The following is a 10,119-nucleotide window of genomic DNA, read 5'->3' as shown; positions in this document are numbered from 1 at the left end:
GGAGCGCGGAACTGTGCGCGACCGCGGTAGACCGCACCCAGGGCCGAGGGGTCGAGGCCGCTGACCCGGTGGCCCTCGCCGAAGAACCGGCTGCGGGAGATGAGCTGCATCATCGGGTGCGTGAACATCACGACCACGACGACGTCGATGAGGGTGGTGAGCAGCAGCGTGAACGCGAAGCCCTTCACGTCGCTGACGGCGAGGATGTAGAGCACCACGGCCGCGAGGAAGTTGATCGAGTCGGACGCCAGGATGGTGCGGAGTGCCCGCTTCCAGCCGGCCTCGACCGCGCTCTCGAGGCCACGGCCGTCCCGGAGCTCGTCACGGATGCGTTCGAAGTACACGATGAACGAGTCCGCCGTGATGCCGATCGCGACGATCAGACCCGCCACACCCGCCAACGACAGGCGGTAGTCGACGCGCCACGACATGATCGCGATCACGAGGTAGGTCAGCGCCGCGGCCACACCGAGCGACAGGACCGTGACGAACGCCAGGGCCCGGTACTGGATGACCGAGTAGATGATGACCAGGATCAGGCCGATCAGGCCCGCGACGAGGCCGCCGACGAGCTGGGCCGTGCCGAGCGTCGCGGAGATGTTCTCGTTCGACTGCACCTGGAAGTTGATCGGCAGCGCGCCGTACTTCAACTGGTCCGCGAGGGTCTTCGCGGACTCCGCGGTGAACGACCCGGTGATCTGCGCCTTGCCGTTCGTGATCGCGGCGTTCGACGCCGGCGCCGTGATGACGGAGCCGTCGAGGACGATCGCGAACTGGTTCTGCGGCGCCTGCAGCTTCACGAGCCGGCTCGTGACCTCGCGGAAGTCGTCCGAGCTCTTGCCCTTGAAGGTCAGGTTGACGGCCCACTGGCCGGTCGACGTGCCCTGCGAGTCGGTCGCGAGGCCGGACGTGGCGTTGCTGATGCCCGAGCCGGACACCTCGACGGGGCCGAGGATGTACTTCGCGGCGCCGTCCTGGTCGCAGGTGACGAGGGGCTCGTCGTCCGGCGCTGCCGTGACGTCGTCGGGCGCGTTGCAGTTGTAGTTCGTGTACAGCGCCTGCAGGGCCGGGGTGACCTGCGAGAGGTCGCTGCCGTTCGTCGGCTTGGTGCTCGGCGTGGACTGCAGCGACGCGGGCGGCGAGTACGGCGTCGGCGAGGCCGTGGAGCCGTCGCTGCCGCCGACCGCGGTGTTCGTCGCGGCCTCGGTGTAGAGGACCGGGCGGAACGTGAGCTTCGCGGCCGCTTCGATGCGGTCGATCGTCGCCTTGTCCGGCTTGCCCGGGATGGAGACGACGATGTTGTTCGTCCCCTGGGTGTTGATCTGGGATTCCGAGACACCGGTCGCGTTGATGCGCTGACGGATGATGTTGACGGCCTGGTTGAGCTGCTGGCTCGTCACCGAGCCGCCCTCGGTGTTCTGGGCCGCGAGCGTCAGCTGCGTCCCACCCTGGAGGTCGAGCGCGAGCTCCGGGACCCAGCTGGCCCCTTCGAACCACTTGCCGGTGTCGTCCTTGGTGTTCCCGGCGAGGACCGACGCGGCGGTGTTCAACCCCGCGAGGACCGCCATGAGGATCACCAACCAGGTCAGCGAGCGGATCGCCTTCTTGACGGGTGTCGATCGTGCCACCGGTCGTCTCGTCTTTCTGTCAGGACCGACGGCGGGAGACCGGCGGCAGGTGTCGCCGCCGGGTCGGTGGACCCGGCGGCCGAGGGAGTCAGTCTTCGGTCTTGCGCTTCGCAGCGTCGGCGTCGGCGTCCGTGGAGTCGACACGCTCGCCGTAGATCGGCTCCCCGTTCAGCTCGGCGACGGGCTTCGGCGCAGCGGGCTCGTCCTCGGGCGTGGCCGTGGTGGTGATGTCCGACGCGGTGTCGTCCACGACACGCGACAGGGTCTGGCGGTGCACCGTGACGACCGTTCCCGGAGCGATCTCGACGTCGGCCGTGACCTTCTCGTCGTCGACCGACAGGAGCGTGCCGTACAGGCCGAAGGACAGCATGACCTTCGCTCCGGGCACCATCTTGGTGGCGAGCTCGGACTGCTGCTTCTTGCGCTTCCGGCTGTTGTAGAACATGAAGGCCGCGAACGCCACGACGATGACGATGAGGATGACTTCTTGACCCATGATGCGTTGCCTTCTCTGGTTGCTCGGTTTCGGGCCGTAGCAGTCTAGGGCACACGTCTGTGCGTGGCATGTCACCGGGACTGCTGGCGGGGACGTCAGTCGGCGTCGTCGTCGAACAGCCCGGGCTGCGCGAGACCGTTCTGCCCCGGGGTCATGTCGAAGTGGCGCCAGGCCTGCGGCGTGGCGATCCGGCCGCGGGGGCTGCGGGTGACGAGCCCGACGCGCACGAGGAACGGCTCGACCACCGACTCGATCGTCTCGGATTCCTCGCCCACGGACACCGCGAGGGTGTTGAGGCCGACGGGCCCACCGTCGAAGCGCGTCAGCATGGTCTCGACGACGGCGCGGTCGAGCCGGTCGAGACCGAGCTCGTCGACGTCGTAGAGGTCGAGGGCACCCTGCACGGCGGCCATGCCGTCGGTCGTGCGGTGCACCAGGGCGTAGTCGCGGACACGGCGGAGCAGCCGGTTCGCGATGCGCGGGGTGCCCCGCGAGCGTCCGGCGATCTCGCGCAGGGCGGACCGGTCGATGTCGAGCTCGAGCAGGTGGGCGGCGCGGATCAGCACCTGTTCGAGCTCGTCTTTCTCGTAGAACTCGAGGTGCGCGGTGAACCCGAAGCGGTCGCGCAGCGGGTTCGGCAGGAGGCCGGCTCGGGTGGTGGCACCGACGAGGGTGAACGGCGCCAGGTCGAGCGGGATGCTCGTCGCTCCGGCGCCCTTGCCCACCATCACGTCGATGCGGAAGTCCTCCATCGCGAGGTAGAGCATCTCCTCCGCCGAGCGCGCCATCCGGTGGATCTCGTCGATGAAGAGGACCTCCCCCGGGACGAGCGACGACAGCACCGCGGCGAGGTCGCCCGCGTGCTGGATCGCCGGCCCGCTCGACATCCGCAGGGGGCGGCCGGACTCGTGCGCGACGATCATCGCGAGGGTCGTCTTGCCGAGCCCGGGCGGGCCGGCCATCAGGATGTGGTCCGGGGTGCGGTCCTGCATCGCGGCCGCCTTGAGGAGCAGGTCGAGCTGCCCCCGGACCTTCCGCTGCCCGACGAACTCGTCGAGGGACTTCGGCCGCAGGGCGCCCTCGAACGCGAGCTCCTCCTGCGACTCGGCGCCGGCGGACGTGATCCCGCTCACCGGCCGGCACCGGCGGGACGGAGGGCACCGAGCGCGGCGCGGAGCAGGGCCTGCGTGCCCATCGAGGCGACGCCCGGCTCGGACGCGATGGTCTCGTCGACCGCACGCTGCGCCGCGTCCTCGCGCCAGCCGAGGCCGACGAGGGCGGCGACGACGTCGGTCGCGGCCGGGTGCGCGGCGCCGCCGCTGGCAGCCACGACGGGGGCCTGCTCGAACGCGGCGAGCTTGCCGGAGAGCGCGACGATGATGAGCTTCGCGGTCTTCGGGCCGATGCCGGACACCTTCCGGAAGGCACTGTCGTCGTCGTTCGCGACGGCGTTCGCGACCTGGGCGGGCTCCATGTGGGCGAGCACACCCATCGCCGACTTCGGCCCGACACCGGACACGCTGCGCAGCAGGTCGAACACCTGGAGCGCGTCGGTGGAGGCGAAGCCGAACAGCTGGTGCTCGTCCTCGCGCACGATCATGGCGGTGCGGACGAAGACCTCGGACCCGTGCCGCATGGTGAGCGCGTGCGCCGGGGTGACCGTGACCGCGTAGCCCACTCCCCCGACCTCGATCACCACGCCGGAGCCGGCGATGTCGATGCAGGTGCCCCGGAGACTCGCGATCATGCTCCGAGCCTACGGCCGGCCGCCGACGATGCCGACGAGCCACGCTGCGAGCGGCTGGCGGCCGCGGCGGCCCGGGCGAGCGGCGAGTCGGTGGTCCCGCCCTGCGCGTCCCGCCAGGCACGCTGTGCCGGGGTGAGGTTCGTGGCACGGGTGCCGACCGCGTCGGGCGACCCGAGCCTCCAGGCGTGGCACACGGCCAACGCGAGCGCGTCCGCGGCGTCCGCCGGCTTCGGGGCCTCGTCGAGGCCGAGCACGCGGGCGATCATCGTCTGCACCTGGCGCTTGTCCGCGTTGCCGTACCCGGTGACCGCGGCCTTGACCTCGGACGGGGTGTGCAGCCCGACGGGCAGGCCGCGCGCCGCCGCGGCGTGCAGGGCGAGCCCTGCGGCCTGCGCGGTGCCCATCACGGTGCGGACGTTGGCCTGCGCGAACACCCGCTCCACCGCGACGGCGTCCGGATGGTGCTCGTCGATCTCGGCGGCGATCCCGTCGGCGATCCGGAGCAGTCGTTGCTCGAGTGCCATGTCCGCCGGGGTGCGCACGACCGTCACGTGGACGAGCCGGGCGCGTCGGTTCGATGCGACCTCGACGATGCCGACGCCGCACCGCGTGAGCCCGGGGTCGACCCCGAGCACGCGCAGCATCGGGCTAGTCCTCGTCCTCGTCGAGCTCGGCCTGGACGTCCGCGGGGATGTCGAAGTTCGAGTAGACGTTCTGGACGTCGTCGCTGTCCTCGAGCGCGTCGATGAGGCGGAACACCTTGCGGGCGGTGTCGGCGTCGACCGGCACCTTGAGGCCCGGCACGAACTCGGCGTCGGCCGAGTCGTAGTCGATCCCGGCGTCCTGCAGCGCGGTGCGGGCCGCGACGAGGTCGCTCGCCTCGGTGATGACCTCGAAGCCGCCACCCTGGTCGATGACGTCCTCGACGCCGGCGTCCAGCACGGCCGTCATGACCGTGTCCTCGTCGAGGCCGTCGGTCTTCGTGACCGAGATGACGCCCTTGCGCGAGAAGTTGTAGGCGACGCTGCCCGGGTCGGCCATGGTGCCGCCGTTCCGCGACATCGCGGTGCGGACCTCGGCAGCGGCACGGTTCTTGTTGTCCGTGAGGCACTCGATGAGCATGGCGACGCCGTTCGGGCCGTAGCCCTCGTACATGATCGTCGTGTACTCGATCGACTCACCGGTCAGGCCGGCGCCGCGCTTGATGGCGCGGTCGATGTTGTCGTTGGGGACCGAGGTCTTCTTGGCCTTCTGCACGGCGTCGACGAGCGTCGGGTTGCCCGACATGTCGGCGCCGCCCATCTTGGCGGCGACCTCGATGTTCTTGATGAGCTTCGCGAACGACTTGGCACGTCGCTGGTCGATGACGGCCTTCTTGTGCTTGGTCGTTGCCCACTTGGAATGCCCGGACACGGTGCTCCTTGCGTCTTGCGGAAAGTCCGGTCCAGCTTACCGGGCCGGGAGGGACGGTGCGGCCCCGCCTCGCGGGTCCGGTGCTTCCCCGCTCGCGATCAGGCGCTGCGGACGAGGGCGAGGAAGCGGCGGTGGAAGCGGTCCTCGCCGGCGACCTCGGGGTGGAACGCACTCGCGATGACGTTCTCCTGCTGCACCGCGACGACCTGGCCGTCCGGCAGGGCGCCGAGGACCTCGACCCCCGGGCCGTGCTGCTCCACCACGGGTGCGCGGATGAACACCGCGTGCACCGGGGCCTCGCCGAGCGCGGGCATCGGGACGTCGATCTCGAACGAGTCGTTCTGGCTGCCGAAGGCGTTCCGCCGGACGGTCGTGTCGAGCACGTCGAGCGTCTGCTGTCCGGGGATGCCGGCGGCGATGCGCGAGGAGAGCATGATCATGCCCGCGCAGGTGCCGTAGGTCGGCAGGCCGCCGCGGATCGCCTCGGACAGGGGCTCGGCCACGCCGAACGCCCGCGAGAGCTTGTCCATGACGCTCGACTCACCGCCGGGGATCACGACGCCGTCGAGGGCGCCGATCTCCTCGGCGCGACGGAGCGGCACCACGTCGGCGCCGAGTTCCGTCAGCGACGCGATGTGCTCACGGAAGTCGCCCTGCAGCGCGAGGACCCCGATGCGGGGCCGGGCGCTCACCAGCCGCGCTCGGCGAGGCGGTGCGGTGCGGGGACGTCGGCGACGTTGATGCCGACCATCGCCTCGCCCAGCCCACGGGAGACCTCGGCGATGACCTTGGGGTCGTCGTGGAAGGTCGTGGCCTTGACGATCGCGGCGGCACGCTTGGCGGGGTCGCCCGACTTGAAGATGCCCGAGCCGACGAACACGCCGTCCGCGCCGAGCTGCATCATCATCGCGGCGTCGGCCGGGGTCGCGACGCCACCGGCGGTGAAGAGCACCACGGGGAGCTTGCCGGTCTGCGCGACCTCCTTCACGATGTCGAACGGGGCCTGCAGGTCCTTCGCGGCGACGTAGAGCTCGTCTTCCTTGAGGTGGCGCAGCGCCGCGATCTCCTTGTTGATCGTGCGGATGTGCTTGGTGGCCTCGGACACGTCACCCGTGCCGGCCTCGCCCTTGGAGCGGATCATGGCCGCGCCCTCGGTGATGCGACGGAGCGCCTCGCCCAGGTTCGTCGCACCGCAGACGAAGGGCGTGGTGAAGTTCCACTTGTCGATGTGGTTGACGTAGTCGGCCGGGGACAGGTCGCGGTACTCGAGCAGCCGCAGGTGGCCGGGCGAGATGGCGTCGAAGTAGTCGAGCCCCTTCACGACGTCGGTGAGGTCGGCGAAGGCCTCGCGGAAGATGAACAGCTGCGAGTTGATGTCGTCGATGTCCACGACGTCCGGCGGCTCGCCACCCCGGATCGCGGTCGCGAGCTTCGTGACGTACTGCCCGTCCGGCACCGGCGTCAGCTCGACCTGGAGCTTCGGGTTCGCCTTGTTGAACCCGGCGACCGCCGCCGTCAGGCCGGCCTGCGTCGCGGACCGGCACCAGACGTGCACGGTGCCGGTCGCGTTCCGACCGAAGCTCGCGACCTGCGCGTCGACCTTCGGCAGGGTGCCGGAGCACCCCGCGAGGGCGAGGGCCGCCCCACCGGCGAGACCGCCGACGAGGAACGCTCTGCGGTCCATCGGGTCACCGTGCCAGCGGGAGCCACACGCGCATCGGCGCGGCTCCGCGGTTCGCCCAGGCGTAGTACGGGACCGCGGTCGCGGTGACGTCCTGGAGGGACGGTGCGGCCGCCGTGGACCCGGCCGCGTCGTCGACGCTGGTCGCGTCCACGGCGTGATCCGTGCCTCCCGGCCCGTCCAGTCGACGGTACGGCCACGCTGCCTGCACGTGCTCGGCCGGGGCATGCCCGGCGACGCGCAGCGTGACGACGCCGTCGAGGAGGTCCTCGTGGCGTTCCTCGATGATCGGCGCGTCCGCGTCGACCGTCAGGTCGTCGACCGTGAACCCCTGCTGGTCCGCCTGCTCGACCGCGTACACGAGCGGGCCGCGCTCGATGGCGACCTGCCCGCGTGCGGCGTCGATCCTGGCGTCGGCGACGTACCGGTGCGGGGTCGTGTCGAAGACGAGCTCGACGGTGTCGCCGGCCGTCCACTCGCGGTCGATGACGTGCAGCGTCCCCGCGGCGGGGCTGTCGGTGCCGTCGGGACCCTGCACGGTCGTGGTGTCCGACCAGGCGGGGATGCGCAGGCCGAGGGCGAGCGGGCCGTCCTCGGTGACCGTCACGCGGACGCGGCCGTCGTGCGGGTACCCGGTCTCGACGTCGACGCGGCCGAGCGAGGCCGTGGCGTACTGGTGCAGCTGCAGGCCGCCATCGGTCTGGGTCGCGAGGTAGCCGTCGAGGCTCGCGAACGTCCGCATGATGTTCGGCGGGCAGCAGGCGCAGTCGAACCAGCCGCGACGCCCGTGCGCGGGGGAGCGGTTCTCGTCCTGGTGCGCGTGGTCCCGCTGCTGCAGCGGGTTGACGTAGAAGTACTCGGTGCCGGCGAGGCTCACACCCGCGAGGAACGCGTTGTACAGCAGGCGCTCGATCGCGTCGGCGTAGACGGGCTTGCCGGTCGCGAGGAGCAGGCGCCAAGCCCACTGGATCCCGCCGATCGCCGCGCAGGTCTCGGCGTAGCCGCGGTCGGTGGGGAGCTCGTACGGGTCGCCGAACGCCTCCCAGTCCCAGCGCGCCCCGAGGCCGCCGGTGATGAACGCCTTCGTGGCCATCATGTCCGCGAACTGCGTCTCGCTCGCGGTCAGCAGCTCGGTGTCGCCGGTCTCGATCGCGACGTCCACGGCCCCCGCGGCGAGGTAGACCGCGCGGACGGCGTGGCCCTCGACGGTCGTGGCATGTCGGCTCGGCACCCGGTCGGAGAAGTACGTCGGCTCGCCGCCGGCGCGCTCGATGATCCCGGTCCCGCGGGCGTCGACGAACCAGTGCGCGAGGTCGAGGTAGGCGCGGTTCCCGGTCTCGCGGTAGAGCTCGACGAGACCCATCTCGACGACCGGGTGCCCGTCGATGTCCTGCTCGTGGTCGTCGCCCGGGCCGAACGTGCGGACGAGGTGGTCGGCGCTCTTGATCGCGACGTCGAGCAGCCCGGTGTCGCCCGTCGCCCGGTGCTGTGCCACGGCCGCCTGGTACAGGTGCCCCGCGCAGTACATCTCGTGGCTCCACTTGAGGTCCGTGTAGCGCTCGCCCTTCCCGCGGATCTGCTGGACGGAGTCGAGGTAGCCGTCGTCGGCCTGCGCCTGTGCGTACAGCGCGGTGACCTCACGCTGGAGTGCCAGCAGGTCGTCGGCGGGAGCACGGCCGTACTCCCACGCCACGGCCTCGAGCCACTTCGTGACGTCCGAGTCCATGAAGATCGGGCCCGTCGCGTCGCCCTCCTCGAGGCCGGCGGCGATGCGGAGGTTCCGGAAGTTGCCGGCCGCCTCGAGCAGGGCGTACCCGCCACGGATCGCGTCGCGGCCGTTCCGTTCCTGCCGCAGGGCCCAGAAGCCGCCGGTGATGCGGGCGTCGCCCGTCGGCAGCGGACGGAGCGTCAGGTGCGCGGCGGCGGTCGGGAGGACCGGGGTCGCGGTGTGCGCGCGGCTGTCGGTCGCGAGCGTGGTGGTCATGTCGCCTCCTTGCGATGTGACTGCGGTCCGTGTCCGATCGCGTGGTGCATGCGGAAAACGGTTTCTGCGGAGGACGTTACGACACGACCTGGAGGCGCGCAAGGGCTTTGTCCCGCATCTTGCGTATAGTCATGGTCAGTTTCCTGCGTCCGTACCCATTTTCGGAAAGGGGTTTGCCGTGACTCTCGAGCGCGCTGGGAAGACCGTCCGGATCACGGACGTCGCGGCGCTCGCCGGCGTGTCGATCGGTACCGCGTCGAAGGCCCTGAACGGCACCGGACAGCTGCGGGACGCGACGCGCGAACGGGTGAAGGACGCCGCCGAGAAGCTCGGGTTCGTCGGCGATGCTCGTGCCCGCGCGCTGTCCTCGGGACGCACGTACACGGTCGGGATGATCACGACGGACTCGTTCGGCCGGTTCTCGATCCCGGTCCTGCTCGGCGCCGAGGACGCCCTCTCCGCCGGGCAGATGGCCGTGCTGCTGTGCGACACCCGCGACGACCACGTGCGTGAAGCCCACTACCTCCGCTCGCTCGCCGCCCGCGGCGTGGACGGCATCATCGTGACCGGACGCTCCGCCGACGCCCGGCCGCCGATCGACGTGCCGATCCCGGTCGTGTACGCGTTCACGCCCTCGACCGACCCGGACGACGTGTCGGTCACCCTCGACGATGCCGCCGGCTCGGCACGGGTCGCCGAGCACGTGCTGTCGACCGGACGGCGCCGGGTGGCGATCGTCACGGGGCCGGAGCGCCACCGCTCGGCGGTGCGTCGGGTGTCCGGTGCCGCCGAGGTGCTCGGTGCGCACCTCGTCGCGGAGCCGATGTACGGCGAGTGGTCGGAGCGGTGGGGGCGGCAGGCGGTGGACCTGTTGGCCCGAGGAGCGGGGCTCGGATCGACCGGGACCGGGGCTGGGATCGGGACCGGGGTCGGGGTGGGGTCTGCCCCGGATGGGCCCGGCGTCGACGCGATCGTCTGCGGCAGTGACCAGATCGCGCGCGGCGTCTGCGATCGGCTGCGCGAGCTCGGGCTGGCCGTGCCGGACGACGTCGCCGTCACCGGGTTCGACGACTGGGACGTGATGGCGCTCGCGAGCCGGCCGCCGCTGACCACGGTGGACCTGCGGCTCGAGGAGCTCGGGCGGGTGGCCGGTCGCGCGCTCCTCGACCT

At 71.1% G+C, this 10,119-nt stretch carries 10 protein-coding genes; 1 reads left to right on the top strand and 9 read right to left on the bottom strand.

The window, feature by feature from the left end; translation table 11 throughout:
* From secD to I5E_RS00520, 9 genes are all read right to left on the bottom strand, one after another.
* A partial coding sequence (secD, locus tag I5E_RS00560) for a protein translocase subunit SecD (protein WP_022905289.1) occupies window positions 1–1,628 on the bottom strand: 1,628 nt, incomplete at its 3' end.
* A gap of 88 nt (window positions 1,629–1,716) precedes the next feature.
* Window positions 1,717–2,124, bottom strand: coding sequence for a preprotein translocase subunit YajC (locus I5E_RS00555; RefSeq protein ID WP_022905288.1), 408 nt, complete (start codon window positions 2,122–2,124; stop codon window positions 1,717–1,719).
* A gap of 95 nt (window positions 2,125–2,219) precedes the next feature.
* Complete coding sequence (gene ruvB / locus I5E_RS00550; protein ID WP_022905287.1) at window positions 2,220–3,257, bottom strand: Holliday junction branch migration DNA helicase RuvB; 1,038 nt, start codon at window positions 3,255–3,257, stop codon at window positions 2,220–2,222.
* Complete coding sequence (gene ruvA / locus I5E_RS00545; protein WP_022905286.1) at window positions 3,254–3,871, bottom strand: Holliday junction branch migration protein RuvA; 618 nt, start codon at window positions 3,869–3,871, stop codon at window positions 3,254–3,256. Before ruvA ends, ruvB begins: the two co-directional genes overlap by 4 nt.
* On the bottom strand, window positions 3,868–4,512 hold the full coding sequence (gene ruvC / locus I5E_RS00540) for a crossover junction endodeoxyribonuclease RuvC (RefSeq protein ID WP_261974825.1): 645 nt from the start codon (window positions 4,510–4,512) through the stop codon (window positions 3,868–3,870). The genes ruvA and ruvC overlap by 4 nt, the downstream gene beginning before the upstream one ends.
* Before the next feature lie 7 nt (window positions 4,513–4,519).
* Window positions 4,520–5,284, bottom strand: coding sequence for a YebC/PmpR family DNA-binding transcriptional regulator (locus tag I5E_RS00535; RefSeq protein ID WP_022905284.1), 765 nt, complete (start codon window positions 5,282–5,284; stop codon window positions 4,520–4,522).
* Between the two features lie 98 nt (window positions 5,285–5,382).
* Window positions 5,383–5,979, bottom strand: a complete 597-nt coding sequence (pdxT, locus tag I5E_RS00530) for a pyridoxal 5'-phosphate synthase glutaminase subunit PdxT (RefSeq protein ID WP_402263806.1) — start codon at window positions 5,977–5,979, stop codon at window positions 5,383–5,385.
* Window positions 5,973–6,968, bottom strand: a complete 996-nt coding sequence (locus I5E_RS00525) for an extracellular solute-binding protein (protein ID WP_022905282.1) — start codon at window positions 6,966–6,968, stop codon at window positions 5,973–5,975. Before I5E_RS00525 ends, pdxT begins: the two co-directional genes overlap by 7 nt.
* A 4-nt stretch (window positions 6,969–6,972) precedes the next feature.
* Window positions 6,973–8,949 carry a glycoside hydrolase family 127 protein gene (locus tag I5E_RS00520; RefSeq protein ID WP_022905281.1) on the bottom strand — a complete coding sequence of 659 codons (1,977 nt, stop codon included), beginning with the start codon at window positions 8,947–8,949 and terminating at the stop codon, window positions 6,973–6,975.
* Between the two features lie 178 nt (window positions 8,950–9,127).
* Between I5E_RS00520 and I5E_RS00515 the strand changes: the two genes are divergently transcribed.
* The coding region (locus I5E_RS00515) for a LacI family DNA-binding transcriptional regulator (protein WP_022905280.1) at window positions 9,128–10,119 on the top strand (992 nt) is incomplete at its 3' end.

It is taken from the genome of Curtobacterium sp. B18, from assembly GCF_000333375.1.
GTDB lineage: Bacteria > Actinomycetota > Actinomycetes > Actinomycetales > Microbacteriaceae > Curtobacterium.
Note: the sequence above shows the minus strand (reverse complement) of the source record. Positions and strands in the feature narration are given on the sequence as shown.